Source organism: Corynebacterium sp. HMSC05C01, assembly GCF_001807155.1.
Lineage (GTDB): Bacteria > Actinomycetota > Actinomycetes > Mycobacteriales > Mycobacteriaceae > Corynebacterium > Corynebacterium coyleae.
Genome location: NZ_KV787967.1, coordinates 181,825 through 200,058 on the forward strand (window position 1 = coordinate 181,825; position 18,234 = coordinate 200,058).

Below are 18,234 nucleotides of genomic sequence, written 5' to 3' on the forward strand. Positions count from 1 at the left end.
CTACTGGATACGGCGCGTGACGTTCTCAGCGGCGGAGATCTCCTGGAGCCGTTCATCGGATACCGAACCCGTGACGACGACCACGGATCCACCAGCGGCCAGCGGTACCATCACCGACATCGTGAAGTCATCGGTGCCACGCCAATCTTGGGCGAGGTAGCGTTCGGCCTCAACGCATGGCTGGGCGAAGGTGGACAGGTCTGGGCTGTTGCCGAAGTAGTCGTCGCCGTAGAAGCGCACGGTGGGGCCGAAGTCCACGGTGCCGGGCGGAATGGTGCCGCCGGCTTCCTCGACGCCGCGGCCGAACGGGTCGTCGGAGACAAGGACGCACTCGGTGGCGTCGGTCCAGTTTTCGGCGCGTTCCGGGGTGGTGAAGACGATATCGGGGGCGGTGGGGTGGTCGTCGATGAGCGGAGCGCGCGAAGAGTTGAACGTGCCAACCGCAATCACCGCAGCCTGCCAGGAGACGGGCAGGTCGATGACGATGCTCGCGTCGAGGGGGAGGTCGAATTCCTCGTCGAGCATGTTGGCTACTTTGCTGGCCCAGTTGTCCAGCGTTTGGGCGGAGAAATCCATGCGTAATCCCCGCGCATCGTCGTAAATGGTGAAGCGCGGGGATGCGGGATCTGCGGCGAGAAGTGGGGCGAGCATGCTCATGCTCGCCCAGTGTAGGCACTACAGGAAGATGGCAGCGCCGGGGCCGAGCGGCAGGTCGAAGATGTACCAGATGAACAGCAGGGCAGCCCAGGACACCCAGAACGGAACCACGAACACGATCAGGCGCGACATCAGCGTGCCCAGGCCCGCATTGGGCTCGTATCGACGAAGCAACGTCAGGATCACGATGATGTACGGGTTCAGCGGGGTGATGATCTGGGTGGCGGAGTCGCCGACACGGAACGCGGCCTGCGTGAAGGCCGGCTCGAAGCCGATCAGGGCGAACATTGGGACGAACACGGCTGCCATTAGAGTCCACATCGCGGAGCCGGAAATAACCAACAGGTTCAGGCACGACGCCAGGATGATGAACGCGAGGATTGCCGCGAAGCCGGTGATGCCGGCAGCCTCGAGCATCTCTGCGCCCTTGACGGCGGAGAAGGTGCCGATGCCGGACCAGCTAAACAGGGAAATGAACTGGCCGAGGATGAACGCGAGAACCAGGAAGCCGAGCATGTCGCCCATCGCCTTGGTCATCATGTCCACGACGTCCTTGATGTTCTTCACTGTGCCAGCGACCTTGCCGTAGACGATGCCGAGGACCATGAAGTAGGTGAAGACGATGAACACGATCGACTGCAGCAGCGGGGACTTCGGCAGGAAGCCACCTTCTTCGTTGCGCCACGGGGAATCCGGGATGAGTACTGCGAACAGGATGATTGCCGTGACGATAAGCGTGGCGACGCCCGCCCACATCAGGCCGCGGCGTTCCGGCTTGGTCAGTTCGACGGAGATCTCGTTGCCGTCGGTGTCGCGGTTCATGCCGTCGTCGCCCTCGACCATCTCCTGGGGGACGTCGAGTTTGTGCATGCGGGGCTCGAGGATCCTGTCGATGATGAAGCCACACGCTAGGCCCAGGATGATAGAGGCGGCGATGTTGAAGTAGTAGTTGGACACCGGGTTGACCTCGGTGGCGTCCATGCTCGGCAGGGTTTCCATCACGGCGTTGGTGATGCCGGCGAACAGGGCGTCCAGCGACGTCGGCACTAGTGCGGTGGAGTAGCCAGCGCCGACGGCGGCGAAACCACCGAGCAGGCCTGCGACCGGGTGGCGGCCAGCGGCCTTGAACACCATCGCGGCCAGCGGCGGGATGACCACGAACGCGGCGTCCGCCATGATCGAGCCGGTCACGCCGATGATGCCCACCGCGTACGGCAGAACCGAGCGGTTAGCGGAGCCGAAGAGCTTGCGGATGAGCGCGGAGAGCATGCCGGAGCGCTCGGAAACGCCCACGGCGAGCATGATTGGCAGGACCGTGACCAGTGGCGGGAAGCCGAGGTAGTTCTGGCCGAGGGTGGTGGTGAACCAGGCCAGGCCCTCACCGGTGAAGAAGCCTTTGATCTTCACACTTTCGTCCTCGCCGGGCACTGCGACTTCGGCCCCGAAGTACGCCATCACGGTGGAGATCACCGCGGTGATGAGGAACAGGATAAGGAAGAGCGTGAATGGCTCCGGAAGTTTGTTGCCTACCGACTCGATGGTGCCGAGGAGGCGATCCATTGCGGTTTTCTTCTGTGGTGGGCTGCTGTCGGCAGAGCGCTCGAGCTCGGCGCTCTCTGTGGCTTTTCGCGTACTCATGCGTATATGTTGTACCAGTCACATTATTTCTGCGCTAGGGTTTTGTAGAAACGTAATCCGATCGACGGAGAGTGAGCGGACCGTGAGCGAAACGCATCCCAACCGCCCGACCAGCCCAACCCCACCGAACCCTGCCTTCCTGCAACGCATGGACGCAGTGGTGCGAGATGAGATCGCCGCTGCGTCGCCGCAGTTCCCGGTTGAGCCGGGCTATCCGGAGCGTGACGCGGTGTGGGGGAAGGTCGAGCGCAACGTCGAAGCCGTCCGGGCCGACCTGGAACACATCATGCGTGACCTGCACGCGAACCCGGAGGAGGCGTTTCAGGAATTCCATGCGCAGGCTGTGATTGCGAAGGTGCTTGAGGGGCAGGGGTTCGTCGTCAAGCAAGGGGCGCATGGCGTGGAAACAGCGCTGCGTGCGGAGTGGCAAAGCGACGACTTTGACCCGAGCACACATCCGACGGTGGCGGTGATGTCTGAATACGACGCGCTGCCGGGTATCGGGCATGCGTGTGGCCACAACGTGATCGCTGCATCCGGGGTGGGTGGTTTCCTCGGCGCGGTCGGTTCGGGTTCGGGCCGCATCGTGTTTCTTGGCACCCCGGCGGAGGAGGGCCACACCGGCAAGGAGTACATGATCCGCGGCGGCATGCTCGACGGCGTGGATTGTGCGGTGATGATCCACCCGTTCTGCTACGACCTGGTGTCGCACGCGTGGACGGGGCGCCGCTCGCTTACCGCGACGTTTACCGGTGTTGCCGCGCACGCGTCGATGCAGCCGTATATGGGGCGCAATGCGCTTGATGCTGCGACGCTTGCGTACCAGGCCATGGGGTTGTTGCGCCAGCAGATGCCGCCGTCGGATCGCCTACACGCAATCATCTCGGACGGTGGTGCGAGGGCATCGATCATTCCGGAGACGGCCACGCTGAGCCTCTACGTGCGTTCGCTGTATACCGAAACACTTATGGATTTGAGCAAGCGTATCGACGACATCCTTACCGGTGCCGCCCTCATGACCGGCACCGGCGTGGATGTGCAGTGGGATAACCACCCAATGTCGCTTCCTGTCCGGAACAACGAAACCTTGGCGGCGCGCTGGGGAGCGACCCAGCAGGCGCGGGGTAGGGAAGTGTTGCCGGGTGGGATCTTGCCGGACTCGCAGGCGGCGTCGACAGATTTTGGCAACGTCTCACAGCTCGTGCCCGGCATCCACCCGTTGGTCAAGATCGCGCCGGAGGGCACCGCGCTGCACACCACTAAGTTCGCCGATGCGGCGATCACCCCGGCCGCAATGGACGGCGTGATCGACTCCGCGGTGGGGCTCGGCCAAGTCATCGCCGACGTACTCAATGACCCGGTGCTGTTGCAGCGCGCTCGCGAGGAGTTCGAAGCGGCGGGCGGGGCGATCTCCGTGGAGGCGCTGCTAGATGAGGCCTAGATGACGCGTAACTGACGCCTGAATGGCGCGCTACAGGAAGATGGCAGCACCCGGGCCGAGCGGCAGGTCGAAGGTGTACCAAATGAACAGCATGGCCATCCAGAAGATCCAGAACGGAACCGTGAACATGATCAGGCGCGACATGAGCGTGCCCACGCCAGCCTTCGGTTCGTAGCGGCGCAGCTGCGTCAGGATCACGATGATGTAGGGGTTCAGCGGGGTGATGATCTGGGTGGCGGAATCGCCGACACGGAACGCTGCCTGGATGAAGGCCGGATCGAAGCCGATCAGGGCGAACATGGGCACGAACACGGCTGCCATCAGGGTCCACAGTGCGGAGCCGGAGATGATCAGCAGGTTCAGGCACGACGCCAGGACGACGAACGCGAAGATGGCGGCGAAACCGGTGATGCCTGCGGACTCGAGCGCGTTGGCTCCCTTCACGGCGGTGAAGGTGCCGATGCCAGACCAATTAAACAGGGCGATGAACTGGCCCAGGGTGAACGCGAGGATGAGGAAGTTCACCATATCCTTCATGGCGCCAGCCATCATGTCTGCGACGTCGGGTACGCGTTTGATCGTGCCCGCAACCATGCCGAAGACCAAGCCCATGACCACGAAGTAGAGCACCACAATGAACACCGTGGACTGCATCAACGGCGAGTCCGGCAGGAAGTTGCCTTCCTCGTTGCGCCACGGAGAGTTCGGGATGAGGACGACGATCGTGCACACCACGGTCAGCAGCAGGGTGGCCCACAGAGTGGCGCGCAGGCCACGGGACTCGGCGTCGGTGAGCTCTGCGGAGATTTCCTTGCCGTCGCGGTCGCGGGTCATGCCGTCATCGCCAGCAACCATCTTGTTCGGTACACCGAGCTTGTTTAAGCGGGGCTCGAGGACCTTGTCGATGATGAAGCCGGACAGAAGTCCCAGCACGATCGCGGAGACAAGGTTGAACCAGTAGTTAGAGACCACGGTGACCTCAGGGGCGTCGAGGCTTGGCAGTGCCTCCATCACGGAATTCGTGATGCCAGCAAACAGTGCATCGAGCGAGCCCGGCAACAGCGACGTAGCGTATCCCGCGCCCACGGACGCGAAGCCACCGAGCAGACCCGCCACCGGGTGACGGCCAGCAGCCTGGAACACCATGGCAGCAAGTGGCGGGATGACGATGAACGCCGGGTCGGCGATCAGCGAACCGGACACACCAATCAGGCCCACCGCATACGGCAGTACCGAGGTATTCGCGGAGGAAAACAGCCTGCGGATCAGCGCCGACAACATTCCGGAGCGCTCCGCGATACCGACTGCCAAGATGATCGGCAGCACGTACACCAACGGCGGGAAGCCAACGTAGTTCTTGCCCAGGTTCACGGTGAACCAGGCAAGGCCTTCGCTGGTGAAGAAGCCCTTGATGGGGCGGATCTCGTCGTCGCCAGGCACCTGCACTTGCAACCCAGCCCAGGCCATCACTGTGGAAATGACCGCGGTGATCAGGAAGAGCAACAGGAAGAGCGTGAACGGTTCCGGAAGTTTGTTACCTACCCGCTCAATAAAAGAGAGGAGCCGGTCTACGGCTCCTCTTGGTGTCTGATCTCGTTCGGTCCCATCGTCCGGTCCCGGGTCGGGAACCGTGCCTGATGTGGCCTCCTGAGGTGCTACCGAAGTGGAGCCCTGGGCGGCGTGGTGGACAGAATGATTCTTTGCAATGTTCATGCAAAGAGGTTTTACCTGTCGCCGATTCGAATTTCAGGCGATTGGGGGATATTAATTCACGCAGCGCGGGCTGTCCTCGCCAGCTGAGAGCTCAGGGGCAGGCTCGTTGGCACCGAAATCCTCACCTGGCGTGCCCACAGGAGCGACCTGTTCCGCCTCGTCAGCATCCATCGCGCCGGGCCCGTTGTAGTCGTCCGCGATGACGGCAATGACCGTGTTCGGCTCCACGCTGGCGTTGGCCACGACGGGCACTCCGCCGAGCAGCTGGGCCAGCTCCTGGGCGGCCGGGTCGTGCTCGTCTGCGGCAAGCACTTGGGTAGCTGTGTAGAGGCCTTCCATGGCGTTGGACACGCTTGTCACCGTCAGGCCGTCGCCGTTGAGTATCTCAGCAACACGCCCAGCCTGTCCGGGGACGCTGCCGGCGTTGAGCACGACTGCTTCGTAGCCGTTGAACGTCTCGCGTGGGGCGCTGGTGGCGGAGTCCGAACCGTCAGAACCCTCAGTGCCGTCGGTGTTGTCCTCCTCAGGCTTAATCGCTTCTGCCATGAACTTCTGCACCTGCGGTAGATCCACGGTGACGATGGACTCGCCATAGTCACCGACACCATTGACGGAGGTCACAGGGATGGTGGTGAAGGTGACGTTGCCACCAGCCAGGCCGGAAAGTTGCTGGGCCAAGCCCACAATGTCCCAACCCTTATCCAGTGTCACGGAGCGTTCCGCTGCGTTAGACAGTTCGCGCAGTTTCGCCGGGTTGGTCAGGGTGCCTGCGGAAAGCATCGACTGTACGAGCGAAGCCATGTAGGCCTGCTGGCGCACGATGCGGTCTAGGTCGCCGCGCGGCAGGTCGTGGCGTTGGCGCACAAACGACAGGGCTTGCGCACCGTCGAGGGTCTGCTCGCCGGCGGGGAACTTCGCGCCGGAGAGTGGCTCGTCCACGGGATTATTCAGGCACACTTTGACGCCGCCGACAGCGTCGGTGAGCAGCACGAAGCCAAGGAGACCGACCTGGGCGAAGTGGTCGACTTCGACACCGGTGAGGTCCGCTACGGCGTCGATCAGTCCCTCTTGTCCTGCGCGAGCAACCTGCTGTTCGAGCGCCGGGCCTTCGCTCATGCCGGATTCGATCAGTTCTTCGCGTTTTGCGGCAGCGTGTGCGCCGTAGACGCCATTGATTTTCAGGTTGCCGTAGTCGTCCGTATGCACATAGGTATCGCGTGGGATGGACACTGCGGTCGCACGTGAGCCGTCCTCCGGGATGCGGATAACCATGATGGTGTCGGTGTTGATCTCACCGTCCGCGATACCGGCGTTCAGACGGGAAAGTTCCTGCTCACTTAAGGGGTTGCCCTGCGCGTCCGTGCGCGAATCGGAGCCCACCAGCAGGATGTCCATTGCGCCGTCCAGGGCGTTGCCGTCTTTGCCTTTGCTTTGCGACGACACCTTTAAGTCCGACGCGCTCAACTGCCCACCAAGCCGCCCAACGGCGAAATACCCGACGCCCGACAGGGCGATTGCGGCGGCGGAGACGATGGCAAGGGTGGTTCGCAGTGCGGGGTGGCCAGATTGCGAAACATCCCGCACCCGGGACGGGGCAGGTTTGATATCGCGGGCTTGCCGCCTGGGCTCAGTCACGCCGGGAATTATACGACATTCCCCGGCTCGCCCTGTGCCGTGCGCCGGAATTGGAGGTCATGGTGGGTATGCTGTCCAACATTGTGAAAGACACAGAGCATCATCCTGACGCTCATCAGGCGCCACTCGCGGTGATCACCGTGACGTATTCGCCTGGGGAGCACTTGGCGCAGCTCATCGCCTCCTTGGAGAAGGCGACGACGCGCCCCGTTGTGCTGCTTTGCGCCGACAACGGCTCCAAGGACGGCGTGCCGCAGCAGGCCGCACGCGAGCACGAGCACGTGGAGTTTTTCCCCACTGGTGGAAACATCGGTTATGGAGCCGCGATTAATGCGGCTGCTCGGCAGTTGGGGGATCGTCGAAAAGCAGGTGCGGTGCGCGGCGACTACTTCCTTATTGTGAACCCCGACGTGGAGTTCACCCCGGGGAGCATCGACGAGTTGATCCACTGCGCCGACGACGCGCCGAAGGCTGGCGCCGCCGGGCCCAGGATTGAAGAGGCCGACGGCTCCGCATACCCCAGCGCGCGCGAGGTGCCCAGCCTGGCCATGGGGATCGGGCACGCGCTGCTGTACGACTACTGGCCGTCCAACCCGTTTTCCCGCGCGTACCAAGCCGGGGCGAATATGGAGGTGCAACGCACCGCAGGCTGGCTGTCCGGCGCGTGCCTCCTTGTGCGGTGGGATGCGTTCGACCAGATCGGCGGGTTCGACGAGCGCTACTTCATGTACCTGGAAGACATCGACTTCGGTGACCGTCTTACCCGTGCAGGCTGGGACAATTTGTACTGCCCGAGTTCCGTGATCTTGCACGATCAGGGCCATGTTGCGGACCGACACAGGGGAGTTACGGTGCCTGCGCACCACGCCTCGGCGTATCGGTTCCAGCGCGACCGCCATCCGCATGCGTGGCAAGCTCCCATCCGCTGGGCGTTGTGGCTCGGCCTCCGAGTGAGGGGTGCGCTGCAGTTGGGTAGGGCGAAACCTGCACGCAGGGCTGGCACCGGCCGTGGGGAAGTGAACTGACAACAAGATGAAGGATCTAGCAATGGCTCAGACAGCCTCCACCGAAATCACCGAGTCTGCTGAAATTGCAGAAATCACAGAAATGGATGCGGTGATTCTCGTCGGCGGGCGTGGCACACGCCTTCGTCCGCTGACTGTCTCTACACCCAAGCCGATGTTGCCGACGGCAGGTTTCCCGTTCTTGGCACATCTGCTTGCCCGCATCCGTGAGGCTGGCATGCGTCACGTGGTGCTGGGGACGTCCTATAAGGCAGAGGTGTTTGAGGAGTACTTCGGCGACGGCTCCGAGTTCGGTCTAGAGATCGAATACGTCGTGGAGGAAGAAGCGCTTGGCACCGGAGGTGGCATCCGCAACGTCTACGAGAAGCTCCGCTACGACAACGTGATGGTCTTCAACGGTGATGTGCTTTCTGGCGCGGACCTGTCGGCGATTGCGCACACGCACGTGGATAAGGATGCGGATGTCACACTGCACCTGGTGCGGGTGCCGGATCCGCGCGCGTTCGGCTCGGTGCCGACGGATGAGGACGGCAATGTGCTGGCCTTTTTGGAAAAGACCGAGGATCCGCCGACCGACCAGATCAACGCTGGCTGCTACGTGTTTAAGCGTTCGGTGATCGAGCAGATCCCGGCAGGGCGTGTGGTTTCTGTAGAGCGCGAAACCTTCCCGGGCCTGCTTGAGCAGGGTGCGAAGGTCGTCGGCCATGTGGATTCGTCGTACTGGCGCGACATGGGTCGCCCGGACGATTTCGTCCAGGGCTCCTCGGATGTGGTCCGCGGCATTGCGTACTCGCCACTATTGAAGGGGCGTACGGGCGAATCTGTGGTGGATCCGTCTGCCGGTGTTGCGCATGGCGTGATTCTGATGGGCGGCACAACGGTTGGCCGTGGCTGTGAGATTGGGGCGGGCTCGCGTATCGACGACTCCGTGATCTTCGACGGCGTCACCATCGAGCCTGGCGCAATGGTGCGCAATTCCATCATTGCTGCCGGAGCCACGATTGGAGCGAATGCGCGCTTGGTTGATTGTGTGATCGGTGAAGGCGCCCAGATTGGTGCGCGCTGCGAGCTGCAGGGTGGCATGCGTGTGTGGCCGGGTGTTGTGATCCCAGATTCGGGAGTGCGTTTCTCCCCAGACGCGTAACCGACACGCCAACACGGCCAAATAGTCGCGCTTTTTAGTCCAGACACTACATGTAGTACCCCCGAAGTCCACCCCCATTGCAGCTATACTGTGACAGTTGTGACTGGTGTGAAAGTTGACGTGGGGAATGTCTAAAAAAGGCGCGCTCGGCTCACATTTTGGTTGCGACTATTTAGTGCCTCGGTGTGTAATCACAGAAGTGTTATTTCCGCATCCGCAACCAGCGGGTGCATCACTCTTCGAACGACCACCGAAAAGATCAACTAAGCAACAGGGAAGGTAATGGCGTGGAAAATCAAGCGGACGCCATCCTCCGCGGCGCTGCTGCGGGAGGGATGACCCTCGACGAGTTGTTTGGCACTGTCGAGCAGGAGTGGCAGGACCAGGCGCTGTGTGCGCAGACTGACCCCGAGGCCTTCTTTCCTGAAAAAGGCGGCTCAACTCGTGAGGCCAAACGAATCTGCAAGGCATGCGCAGTGCGCGATGAGTGCCTCGAGTACGCACTCGAGCACGATGAGCGCTTCGGTATTTGGGGTGGGCTGTCCGATCGTGAGCGTCGCCGTCTGAAGAAGCAGATCGGCTAACAACTCCCAAGATCTACAGGGTGGATCTACCAGGGAAAATCGGGATTCACAGTGCGTGGATCCAAATTTAAATAGTTTGCTACCAGCGCGGTGAGCACCCACGTGAGCAACTCTGCACGCTCCTGGGTGGTCACCGCGCGGTGTTCTATCGGCATGCGAAACACGACAAAGCGCGCACGGGTGGGGTTGCCGTGCTGATCCACGCCTGCCTGGAGCACCCGCCCGAGAGGGACCGGGCCGTCGGCGATGATCTCGTCCGGCAAGATCGTCATATCTGCGTGCAGGCGCATGCGTGGGATCGTGTCCACCGCCAAATCCACGCTTGCCAGCTGCTCAAAGTACGCGTTGTGGAGCGGGGCGTAGGCTTCCATGACAAGTGCGTCGAATGCGTCGTTGCGCGAGCGATAGCGGGGCACCCCAACGGGCAGGAGCGGGCCACGGGCACCTCGCCCGTGGCGGTCGCGTGCGGCGCGGACGTGCGAGGGGCCGACGCCGGGCCTGGAAGGGGTTTGCATGACGGCAATCCTAAGGTGGAAACAGGCAGGTGTGGAGGGGGCGCGCCGCGCCGCAGTACAAAAACCTCAAGAAGGGGTTTAGACTGTCCGCCGTGAATGTCTTCCGTCGTTGTTGTCGCCCGGGTTGCGGCAGGCCCGCTGTGGCCACGCTGATTTACGCGTACGCGGACTCGACGGCAGTGATCGGTCCGCTCGCCCCGGTAGCAGATCCGCATGCGTGGGACTTGTGTGAGCGCCATTCCGCCCACATCACCGCGCCCGTTGGTTGGGAAATGGTCCGTGTAGAGCACGTCGAGTTAGAAGGCGATGAGGATGACGATCCGGAAGCCTCCGACATCACCGCCTTGGCCGAGGCCGTGCGTGAGGCGGGTCGACTGACCACTGGTTTGGTCGATTCTTCGCAGGACCCAATCGAGTACGAAGCCTCGCACGACTTCAACGACCCGGATACCTCGAATCACCCGGTGCATCGCACGAAGCGGGTGGAAGAGCAGATTGCTGCGCATAAGGCGGCGCGCCGTTCGCATTTGCGCATCGTGCCGGATCCTTCGGCTGAGCAGGAATAGCGAAACCACAGCAGCCGGGGAGGGGTCGTGTCGCGGGGCGCACTAAGATGGCCTGCATGGCTATCCAGCACACACGTGAGACTCTGAGCAGCGTTATTAAGGCCTACGACGTTCGAGGCGTTGTCGGCGAGCACATCGACGAGGACTTTGTCCGCACCGCCGGCGCTGCGTTTGCCCACATTCTGCGCGAGGAGGGTGAGACCCGTATCGCGGTCGGCCACGACATGCGTCCGTCGTCGCCGGCGCTGGCCGCGGCGTTCGCCGAGGGAGCTGCCTCCCAGGGGCTTAATGTCACCGACTTGGGGCTGACGTCGACTGACGAGCTCTACTTCGTTGCCGGCTCCCAGCGTTGCGCTGGTGCGATGTTTACCGCCTCGCACAATCCGGCTCAGTACAACGGCATCAAACTCTGCCGCGCGGGCGCGACCCCGGTGTCTACAGATACCGGTTTGTCGGAAATCGGCCGCATGATTCTGGAGGGCGTGCCGGAGTTTGAGGGGGAACGTGGTGTCGTCGAGAAGCAAAATGCGCTCGAGGCATACGCGAAGTATGTGCGTGATCTGGTGCCGGTGCCTACGCGGCGCAAGTTGGTCGTGGCAGTGGATGCCGCAAACGGCATGGCTGGGCTGACGGTTCCGGCGGCGTTGGGGGATATGGATATTCGCTCGCTGTACTTCGAGTTAGACGGTACTTTCCCGAACCATGAGGCGAACCCGCTCGACCCGAAGAATTTGGTTGACCTGCAGAAGTTCACTGTTGAGCAGGGCGCGGACATTGGGTTGGCGTTTGACGGGGATGCGGATCGTTGCTTTGTTGTTGACGAGCGGGGCGAGGCCGTTTCCCCTTCCGCCATCACTGCGCTGATTGCCACGCGCACCCTTGCGGAGAACCCCGGTGCGACGATCATCCACAACCTGATTACCTCGCGTGCAGTGCCGGAGATGATCGACGAATGTGGTGGCACCGCCGTACGCACCCGTGTGGGCCACTCTTACATCAAGGCCAAGATGGCCGAGCACAACGCGCTATTCGGCGGTGAGCACTCCGCCCACTACTACTTTGCTGAGTTCTTCAACGCGGACTCTGGCTTGGTCGCTGCGCTCCACGTTCTGGCGGCGCTGGCAGAGCAGGACAAGCCGCTGAGTGAACTGATGGCGCAGTACGAGCGCTACGTCGCATCTGGCGAGATCAACTCGGAAGTTGCCGACCAGGAAGCGGCGACGAAGCGTGTGGTGGATGCGTTCACGGATCGTGCGGAATCGGTAGACACCCTCGATGGTGTGACTGTGCAGTTGAAGGACTCCAAGGCGTGGCTCAACGTGCGTGCATCCAACACGGAGCCGCTGCTGCGTCTTAATGCGGAAGCGCCGACCCAGGAAGAGGTCGACGCGCTGGTCAACGAGATTCTTGGCCTGATTCGTTCCTAGGCACCGAATTCTTGTAACTCGAACGGGGAGCGTGGGACTGCTATTTTGGACGTTTGCGCTCACGCAGAACCAAAGGAGGCCACATGGAGCGATTGGATGGGGTACTGCGACCCTACCCATGGGGGTCGCGGACGCTGCTCGCACAGCTGAGGGGGACGCCCTCGCCGAGTGAGAAGCCCGAGGCCGAACTGTGGTTTGGTGCCCACCCTGCCGCCCCAGCGACCATTGATGGACGTGGCCTCGACGAGATCATCGCCGAGGACCCCCAGGCAGCATTGGGCGACCGCGTGATTGCCCAGTACGGCGAGCAACTGCCGTTTTTGGTGAAGTTGCTCGCGGCGGATTCCCCACTGAGTATCCAAGCGCACCCGTCGCGCGAGCAGGCCGTTGCTGGCTTCGAACGGGAAAACGCTGAGGGCATCAGCCTCAACAGCCCGCAGCGCAACTACAAGGACTCGAACCCGAAGCCGGAACTTATCGTCGCGTTGACTACGTTCCGTGCGATGGCGGGCTTTCGCCCTGTGGAGCAGATGACCGAGTTGTTCGAGGCGTTTTCCTCCCCAGCCTGGGACCGTTACGCAGCACTACTGCCAGCGGCCGGCGGTGCAGGGGACATGCGGGTGCTGTTTACTACCCTGGTGTCGTTACCCAAGCCCGCGCTGACGGAGGTGCTCGACGCCGTCGGACATAGTGCCCGCACGATCGCCGATGGAGGCACCGCAGCCCACCCTGCGTGGGTTGTGGAAGCAGCCGAGGTATTCCTTGAACTAGCGCAGCGTTACCCAGGCGACGCTGGTGCGTTTGCGGCTCTGCTGCTCAACATTGTCACCCTCAAGCCGGGTGAGGCGGCGTTCCTCGGCGCAGGTCAACTGCATGCCTACCTCAGCGGTCTCGGCGTGGAGGTCATGGAAAACTCCGACAACGTTCTGCGCGGTGGTCTGACCACCAAGCACGTAGATGTGCCAGAGCTCGTGCGTGTACTCGACTTTTCTTCGTTGGAATCGCCGCGCGCAGACACCGAGGAGGTGGCTGGCGGGACGCGATTCGTGCTGCCGGTGGAGAGTTTCACCGTGAGCATGCACGAGCTTGATCAGGGCGAGTTGCGTATCGACGAAGATGGCCCCGCAATCGCACTCTGCACCGCGGGCACCGCCACGGACGGGACAATGTCAATCGCCGCTGGGGAGGCTGTGTGGATTCCCGCAAGCGATGGTGCGGTGACCCTGCGGCCTGCAACGGATGGGGAACCCACCCAGGTGTTTGTGGCTACCGTGTAACGCTTCGCGCGATCTGGTCAAGCGCCTCGCGGGGGCTAAAGCCCTCATCCGGCTGGGGGTATCCGGCCACGTCCTCCTTGCCCGGCACACGCGCCCGGGCAGTTGTGGGCGCAGATGCCTGCGACTGCAGTTGAGCCTCCAGCTGGTCTGCGGGAATCGCCTTGTTGTTTTCGGGGTGCTCATCGCGATCGTTCTCACGCGAGGTTGGCTCGGCGGGGGAGGAGCCGGGTGCGGGTTTGCCGTCCTTGATCTTCGGCTCGTTGTCCGCAGATGTGCCGGGGCCGCGCTCGGGCTCGGATGGTGCCGTGGGGATCCCGGAGGTGCCTGCCGAGTCGGTCTCGGTCGGCGTTTGTGCAGACGTGCCAGGCGTGTCCGGTGTGGACGGGTGCGACGCCTCAGGCGTTGGCTGCGGCCTGGACTCCGACGGGGACTCAGGCGTTGTCTCGGGGCGGTTCGGCCGTTCTTCGCTCGTTGTTCCAGACGGGCGGGTCGACTGTGAGGCTGACTGCGGCCCCGATCGCTGTGATTGCGGTGCCTGCTGGGCCGACTGAGCCGACTGCGCCGGTGGCGGCACAACGATGTTGGTCGGGCGGTACACCTTGGTCGGCTGCGCCGGATCTGCCTGGCCCACCACTGCGTGCGGTGGCAGGTATGGATCGTTCTGCGCCGCATAGTTCGGGTTGACGTGGTGCGTGCCACCCTGCATGCCGTGTTGTGCGCTGTAGTCCTGGTCTACCGGTGCATCGTTTCCGTCAGTGCGCCCATCTGCAGAGGTTTCTGTTGTCGACGAGTTGGTCGCTGTGCGGGAACTCGACGTGCTTGAGGTTGTCGAGTGCGCGCTGGTGGTGTCTGCTGCCTCGGCGGAAAAGCCTGCGTGGTCCGAAGGCCCGGTGGACGATGACGCCCATACGGTCCAACCGGTCAGGCCAGCAAGCCCGAGGCCTGCAGCAAAAAGAGCAGCGGTACGGCGGTTGGTCGGTTTCACGTCCCCGCTCCTTCCACGGTCGGCGCGCAGCCCTTACATCACGAATTGGTAACAGTATGGTGGTGTAGGAATGTTTATAGCACGTCGTACGGCGAAGGTGTACCCCCATAAGGTGCAAGTGCCGTATATAAAGACGTAATAGATACCGTGTTTGCAGCACTCGATACAGACGGAAGGAGCGTCACAGTGACGACCTGGGACGAGCAGATTTTCACCATTGACACCAATGCAGATTTCCTCGACGAGATCTCTGACCTGGATACCGACGAGATTGTGGAAGCAGTGCGTGACGCCGTGCTCCTCGCCGCAAATGGGGATTCCGCAAGCGAAGATGAGATCCTCAACGGCCAGGCTGCGGCGACGATCGCTGCAATTTGGTCGGGTGCACCTTTTTCTGCCGGTGATGTGGCAGAGGCGTACCCGTTCATCCGTCTGCGCCCGGACGAGATCGACGAGAAGCTCGTCGAGGCTGCTGCTGCGGTGCTGGAAGCAGTGGAGACCGAGGCGGACCTTGAGCAGTTCCTCGAGGCGCTGGCCTAACGGTTTGCGGCCATGATTATTGCGTTTGAAGGTATCGATGGCGCGGGCAAGAACACGCTTGTCACCGCGATCAAGAAGGAACTCAACGCCGACACGCTTGCGTTTCCGCGTTATGAGGACTCCATCCACGCCCAGCTCGCACAAGACGCGCTGCACGGGCGCATGGGGGATGTGACGGATTCCGCGTTTGCGATGGCGACACTGTTCGCACTTGACCGTCATGGGGCGAAGGCGCTTCTCGACGAGTACGTCGACGATCCGTCCCGCGTCCTCATCCTGGACCGCTACGTGGCCTCTAACGCCGCGTACACCACTGCGCGCACCGGTGACGATGCCGCCTTGCGCTGGGTGGAAGACCTGGAGTTTGGGCGTTTGGGGTTGCCGAGGCCGGACTTGCAGGTGCTCGTCGATACGAGCCCTGAGCTTGCGCGGGAACGCGCAGCGAAGCGCGAGACGCAGGACGCAACGCGTGCGCGCGATCGCTACGAACGCGATGGTGGCCTGCAGGCCGCAACGTATGCGATGTACGGACGGCTGGCGGAAATGTCGTGGGGTGGGCCGTGGGTACGCGGCTCGGATCCTGCGGTTATCATTCAGGCAATACGCGACCTGGCATAAGCCTCGTCATTTCAACCCCCATAAAAGCCCTGACAAAGGAGTACATGTGGCCCACAAGATCCTGGTCGTGGACGATGACCCGGCGATCAACGAGATGCTCACCATCGTGCTTGAGGCCGAGGGGTTTGAGACGAGTTCCGTCACCGATGGCGCTGAGGCCGTTGGCGCGTGGCGCAGCTTTGATCCGGATCTGATCCTGCTCGACCTGATGCTGCCAGGCGTCAACGGTATTGATATTTGCCGCGAGATCCGCAAGCAGTCCGCCGTGCCGATTGTCATGCTGACAGCGAAGACCGACACGGTGGACGTGGTGCTTGGACTGGAGTCTGGTGCGGACGACTACATCACCAAACCCTTCAAGCCGAAGGAACTGGTCGCCCGAATCCGCGCGCGTCTGCGTCGTACTGACGACGAGCCGGCGGAAATCTACGAGGTTGGCGATCTGACCATTGACGTTCCGCAGCACACCGTGACTCGCGGCGGCCAGGAAATTCAGCTGACCCCGCTCGAGTTTGACCTTTTGCTGGAAATGGCGCAGAAGCCGAATCAGGTGCACACCCGCGAGGAGCTGCTGGAGTCCGTGTGGGGCTACCGCAACGCTTCGGATACGCGCCTGGTTAACGTGCATGTCCAGCGTCTGCGCTCCAAGATTGAGCACGACCCGGAGAACCCGGAGATCATCCTCACCGTGCGTGGTGTGGGCTATAAGACCGGCAAGCCGGGGGTGTAGTCGCTGAATGCGCTCAAACGCGCACGCGAACGCGTAGCGCACGCATGGTCGACCTCGTTGCAGGTGAGGTTCGTGGGCACGGTACTCATCGTGTCCGCCATCGTGATGTCCGTGCTTGGGTTTGTGCTGGCGTCGGTGGTCACTAGCCGCATCACCGAGGCGAAGCTGGAAACCGCGAGTGTGGAGATCGAGCGCGCACGCGCCACCGTCGAATACCAGCTAGACAACAGCGGCAGTTCCGCCTCGCTGCAGGCGCGCTTGAACTCAGCCCGTGCAGGTTTGACCCAGCGCGCACAGGAAAACTCGGACACGTCGAGCTTTTACGAGCCGGTCTTGGTGGCGGAAAGCGTTGGCGGGGTGGTGACCTCGTCGCCGGAGTCGTACCAGATCCCAGAGCGCTTAGCGCAGTTCGTCAACGACGGAAATGTGGCCTACCAATTCGCCACTGTGGAACGGCCGGATGCGACGTTGTATGACGCGTTAATCGTCGGTACACCAACGAATGCGGATATCCCGAATCTGCAGCTCTACCTGGTCATGAATATGGAGAGCGAAACCACCACCGTTGCACTGATGCGTGGCATTTTGGCTATCGCTGCGGTGATCGTCGTGGTGCTTTTGATGGGCATTGCGTGGCTTGCGTCGCAGCAGATTGTGGCGCCGGTGCGCTCGGCGTCGAGAACTGCCCAGCGTTTCGCGTCTGGTCACCTGCGCGAGCGCATGCCGGTCGATGGCGAAGACGAAATGGCAGTGCTGGCCATGTCCTTCAACAACATGGCGGACACGCTGTCTAAGCAGATCAACAACCTGGAGGAATACGGTGACCTTCAGCGCCAGTTCACCTCCGATGTCTCCCACGAGTTGCGCACGCCGCTGACTACGGTGCGTATGGCCGCAGACATGATCGCGGCGAACGAGGATTCGCTCGAACCGTCGACCAAGCGCGCTTCCCAGTTGATGATCAAGGAACTCGACCGCTTCGAGGCGCTGCTCAATGATTTGCTGGAAATTTCGCGTCACGACGCCGGCGTGGCCGAACTCTCCACCACCAGCATGGATGCTCGCGGGCCGGTGGAGTCTGCATGGCAGCAAACCCAGCACCTTGCCGACGAATTGGATGTGGAAGTCGACTTCGACATCCCGGAGGAACCACAGACGATCGAGGGTGACCCACGGCGTATCGAGCGCATCGTGCGCAACCTGGTGGCCAACGCCATCGACCACTCGGAGGGCAACCCGGTGAAGATTGTGATGCGTTCCAACGACGAGGCCGTGGCAATCACCGTCACCGACCGCGGTGTTGGCCTGAAGGAAGGCCAAGACGAGTTAGTGTTCAACCGCTTCTGGCGCGCGGACAAGTCCCGCAAGCGCCACTCGGGCGGCACCGGCCTGGGCCTGGCTATTGCGCGCGAGGATGCGCTATTGCACGGCGGCATCCTCGACGCCGCTGGCACGCACGGCGTGGGTTCCCAATTCCGCCTGGTGCTGCCGAGAGAAGTCGGGGCGAAAATCAACGTCGCCCCGTTGGACTTGGTCGCGCCGGGACAGAATGCTGCCGAGATCCAAAGGGCGCCTGTTGCCGCCAAGGAAGCAGGAGATGCCGAAGCTGACGCCAGCAGGGGAGTAGACCTCTCCACCGATAGCGGGGCCGGTGCCGGCGCTGCTGGCGGAGCTGCCGGCGGAGCTGCCGGCGGAGCTGCTGGTGCAGTAGCACCGGATCCGCAGCCTGAAGTCTAGGA

At 62.4% G+C, this 18,234-nt stretch carries 17 protein-coding genes; 11 read left to right on the forward strand and 6 right to left on the reverse strand.

The genetic code is table 11. From position 1 onward, the window contains the following. Both HMPREF3145_RS08795 and HMPREF3145_RS08800 read right to left on the reverse strand, forming a co-directional pair. Positions 1-657 carry a TIGR03089 family protein gene (locus HMPREF3145_RS08795; RefSeq protein WP_070422845.1) on the reverse strand — a complete coding sequence of 219 codons (657 nt, stop codon included), beginning with the start codon at positions 655-657 and terminating at the stop codon, positions 1-3. A gap of 18 nt (positions 658-675) precedes the next feature. Then, complete coding sequence (locus HMPREF3145_RS08800; RefSeq protein ID WP_083279477.1) at positions 676-2,217, reverse strand: AbgT family transporter; 1,542 nt, start codon at positions 2,215-2,217, stop codon at positions 676-678. Between the two features lie 226 nt (positions 2,218-2,443). On the opposite strand from HMPREF3145_RS08800, the gene HMPREF3145_RS08805 reads away from it, so the two are divergent. Then, positions 2,444-3,736, forward strand: a complete 1,293-nt coding sequence (locus tag HMPREF3145_RS08805; protein ID WP_070422846.1) for a M20 family metallopeptidase — start codon at positions 2,444-2,446, stop codon at positions 3,734-3,736. Positions 3,737-3,766: 30 nt separating this feature from the next. Here HMPREF3145_RS08805 and HMPREF3145_RS08810 read toward each other — a convergent pair whose 3' ends face one another. Both HMPREF3145_RS08810 and HMPREF3145_RS08815 read right to left on the reverse strand, forming a co-directional pair. Beyond that, a complete protein-coding gene (locus HMPREF3145_RS08810; RefSeq protein WP_083279478.1) occupies positions 3,767-5,449 on the reverse strand; it encodes an AbgT family transporter in 1,683 nt (560 codons plus the stop codon). A gap of 51 nt (positions 5,450-5,500) precedes the next feature. After that, entirely contained in the window at positions 5,501-7,084 is a 1,584-nt protein-coding gene (locus tag HMPREF3145_RS08815; protein ID WP_083279479.1) for an LCP family protein, read from the reverse strand. Between the two features lie 68 nt (positions 7,085-7,152). Between HMPREF3145_RS08815 and HMPREF3145_RS08820 the strand changes: the two genes are divergently transcribed. From HMPREF3145_RS08820 to HMPREF3145_RS08830, 3 genes are all read left to right on the forward strand, one after another. Next, a complete protein-coding gene (locus tag HMPREF3145_RS08820) occupies positions 7,153-8,109 on the forward strand; it encodes a glycosyltransferase family 2 protein (RefSeq protein ID WP_070422891.1) in 957 nt (318 codons plus the stop codon). An 82-nt stretch (positions 8,110-8,191) separates the two neighbouring features. Next, complete coding sequence (locus HMPREF3145_RS08825) at positions 8,192-9,253, forward strand: mannose-1-phosphate guanylyltransferase (RefSeq protein WP_070422892.1); 1,062 nt, start codon at positions 8,192-8,194, stop codon at positions 9,251-9,253. 335 nt (positions 9,254-9,588) lie between these two features. Then, positions 9,589-9,837: a WhiB family transcriptional regulator gene (locus HMPREF3145_RS08830; protein WP_180952331.1), complete on the forward strand. Its 249-nt coding sequence runs from the start codon at positions 9,589-9,591 to the stop codon at positions 9,835-9,837. Between the two features lie 26 nt (positions 9,838-9,863). Here the strand turns inward: HMPREF3145_RS08830 and HMPREF3145_RS08835 are convergent, their stop codons facing one another. Then, positions 9,864-10,352, reverse strand: a complete 489-nt coding sequence (locus tag HMPREF3145_RS08835; protein ID WP_070422848.1) for a metallopeptidase family protein — start codon at positions 10,350-10,352, stop codon at positions 9,864-9,866. Between the two features lie 92 nt (positions 10,353-10,444). Here HMPREF3145_RS08835 and HMPREF3145_RS08840 point away from each other — a divergent pair, with 92 nt between their 5' ends. The 3 genes from HMPREF3145_RS08840 (at position 10,445) to manA (ending at position 13,622) form a co-directional block, all read left to right on the forward strand. Next, positions 10,445-10,918, forward strand: coding sequence for a DUF3499 domain-containing protein (locus HMPREF3145_RS08840; protein ID WP_083279486.1), 474 nt, complete (start codon positions 10,445-10,447; stop codon positions 10,916-10,918). A gap of 56 nt (positions 10,919-10,974) precedes the next feature. Continuing rightward, complete coding sequence (locus tag HMPREF3145_RS08845; RefSeq protein WP_070422850.1) at positions 10,975-12,345, forward strand: phosphomannomutase/phosphoglucomutase; 1,371 nt, start codon at positions 10,975-10,977, stop codon at positions 12,343-12,345. A gap of 83 nt (positions 12,346-12,428) precedes the next feature. Beyond that, positions 12,429-13,622: a mannose-6-phosphate isomerase, class I gene (gene manA, locus HMPREF3145_RS08850; RefSeq protein WP_070422851.1), complete on the forward strand. Its 1,194-nt coding sequence runs from the start codon at positions 12,429-12,431 to the stop codon at positions 13,620-13,622. On the opposite strand, the gene HMPREF3145_RS08855 is transcribed toward manA, so the two are convergent. After that, positions 13,612-14,607 (reverse strand): hypothetical protein, encoded by a 996-nt coding sequence (locus tag HMPREF3145_RS08855; RefSeq protein ID WP_070422852.1) that lies wholly within the window; start codon positions 14,605-14,607, stop codon positions 13,612-13,614. The two genes, manA and HMPREF3145_RS08855, sit on opposite strands and share 11 nt — an antisense overlap. Before the next feature lie 186 nt (positions 14,608-14,793). Here HMPREF3145_RS08855 and HMPREF3145_RS08860 point away from each other — a divergent pair, with 186 nt between their 5' ends. The 4 genes from HMPREF3145_RS08860 to mtrB all read left to right on the forward strand — a co-directional run bounded on the left by HMPREF3145_RS08860 (position 14,794) and on the right by mtrB (position 18,232). After that, positions 14,794-15,147 (forward strand): DUF4259 domain-containing protein, encoded by a 354-nt coding sequence (locus HMPREF3145_RS08860; protein WP_070422853.1) that lies wholly within the window; start codon positions 14,794-14,796, stop codon positions 15,145-15,147. Between the two features lie 12 nt (positions 15,148-15,159). After that, complete coding sequence (locus HMPREF3145_RS08865) at positions 15,160-15,765, forward strand: dTMP kinase (protein WP_070422854.1); 606 nt, start codon at positions 15,160-15,162, stop codon at positions 15,763-15,765. A gap of 46 nt (positions 15,766-15,811) precedes the next feature. After that, complete coding sequence (mtrA, locus tag HMPREF3145_RS08870; RefSeq protein WP_083279481.1) at positions 15,812-16,495, forward strand: MtrAB system response regulator MtrA; 684 nt, start codon at positions 15,812-15,814, stop codon at positions 16,493-16,495. A 105-nt stretch (positions 16,496-16,600) separates the two neighbouring features. Continuing rightward, positions 16,601-18,232, forward strand: coding sequence for an MtrAB system histidine kinase MtrB (mtrB, locus tag HMPREF3145_RS08875; protein ID WP_083279487.1), 1,632 nt, complete (start codon positions 16,601-16,603; stop codon positions 18,230-18,232). Positions 18,233-18,234: the final 2 nt, after the last annotated feature.

Coding starts and splice junctions, on each gene's coding strand:
- HMPREF3145_RS08795 (WP_070422845.1), bottom strand. CDS start 657: ATGAGCATGCTCGCCCCACTTCTCGCCGCAGATCCCGCATCCCCGCGC.
- HMPREF3145_RS08800 (WP_083279477.1), bottom strand. CDS start 2,217: ATGGATCGCCTCCTCGGCACCATCGAGTCGGTAGGCAACAAACTTCCG.
- HMPREF3145_RS08805 (WP_070422846.1), top strand. CDS start 2,444: ATGGACGCAGTGGTGCGAGATGAGATCGCCGCTGCGTCGCCGCAGTTC.
- HMPREF3145_RS08810 (WP_083279478.1), bottom strand. CDS start 5,449: ATGAACATTGCAAAGAATCATTCTGTCCACCACGCCGCCCAGGGCTCC.
- HMPREF3145_RS08820 (WP_070422891.1), top strand. CDS start 7,153: ATGCTGTCCAACATTGTGAAAGACACAGAGCATCATCCTGACGCTCAT.
- HMPREF3145_RS08825 (WP_070422892.1), top strand. CDS start 8,192: ATGGATGCGGTGATTCTCGTCGGCGGGCGTGGCACACGCCTTCGTCCG.
- HMPREF3145_RS08830 (WP_180952331.1), top strand. CDS start 9,589: ATGACCCTCGACGAGTTGTTTGGCACTGTCGAGCAGGAGTGGCAGGAC.
- HMPREF3145_RS08835 (WP_070422848.1), bottom strand. CDS start 10,352: ATGCAAACCCCTTCCAGGCCCGGCGTCGGCCCCTCGCACGTCCGCGCC.
- HMPREF3145_RS08845 (WP_070422850.1), top strand. CDS start 10,975: ATGGCTATCCAGCACACACGTGAGACTCTGAGCAGCGTTATTAAGGCC.
- manA (WP_070422851.1), top strand. CDS start 12,429: ATGGAGCGATTGGATGGGGTACTGCGACCCTACCCATGGGGGTCGCGG.
- HMPREF3145_RS08865 (WP_070422854.1), top strand. CDS start 15,160: ATGATTATTGCGTTTGAAGGTATCGATGGCGCGGGCAAGAACACGCTT.
- mtrB (WP_083279487.1), top strand. CDS start 16,601: ATGTCCGTGCTTGGGTTTGTGCTGGCGTCGGTGGTCACTAGCCGCATC.